2 tRNA genes are annotated in these 511 nt (G+C 44.8%); both read right to left on the reverse strand.

The window, feature by feature from the left end:
- Positions 1–180: 180 nt before the first annotated feature.
- A tRNA-Ala gene (locus tag BV906_RS19040) sits at positions 181–253 on the reverse strand.
- Between the two features lie 19 nt (positions 254–272).
- Positions 273–349: transfer RNA gene (locus tag BV906_RS19045), tRNA-Ile, on the reverse strand.
- Between the last annotated feature and the right edge of the window lie 162 nt (positions 350–511).

Raw genomic sequence — 511 nt, forward strand, 5'->3', positions numbered from 1 at the left:
CCTAGTGCCAAGGCATCCACCGTGCGCCCTTATTCACTTAACTAAGTTACAGTAAATAAGCGTACTTATTATTAGCCTTGCTTTTTTATTAATCCAGCTTCAACTCCTAGAAACAGTCGCTTCAGCCTTTTTATTATTGATGTCGTTGATTACTCTTATTTAGTTTTCAAGGTACAAAAATGGAGCCTAGCGGGATCGAACCGCTGACCTCCTGCGTGCAAGGCAGGCGCTCTCCCAGCTGAGCTAAGGCCCCCCAATATTAAGGAAATAGATGGTGGGCCTGAGTGGACTCGAACCACCGACCTCACGCTTATCAGGCGTGCGCTCTAACCAGCTGAGCTACAGGCCCATCTATTTAATATCATATCAAAAAGAGAAAATTAATCTCTCAAAACTGAACCAAACAACCATGTATGTCCTTACTGATAGGAACAAGTTCCTATCAGCGTTCCGAAATATCCTTAGAAAGGAGGTGATCCAGCCGCACCTTCCGATACGGCTACCTTGTTAC

It is taken from the genome of Oceanobacillus rekensis (genome assembly GCF_002153375.1).
Classification (GTDB): Bacteria; Bacillota; Bacilli; order Bacillales; family Amphibacillaceae; genus Oceanobacillus; species Oceanobacillus rekensis.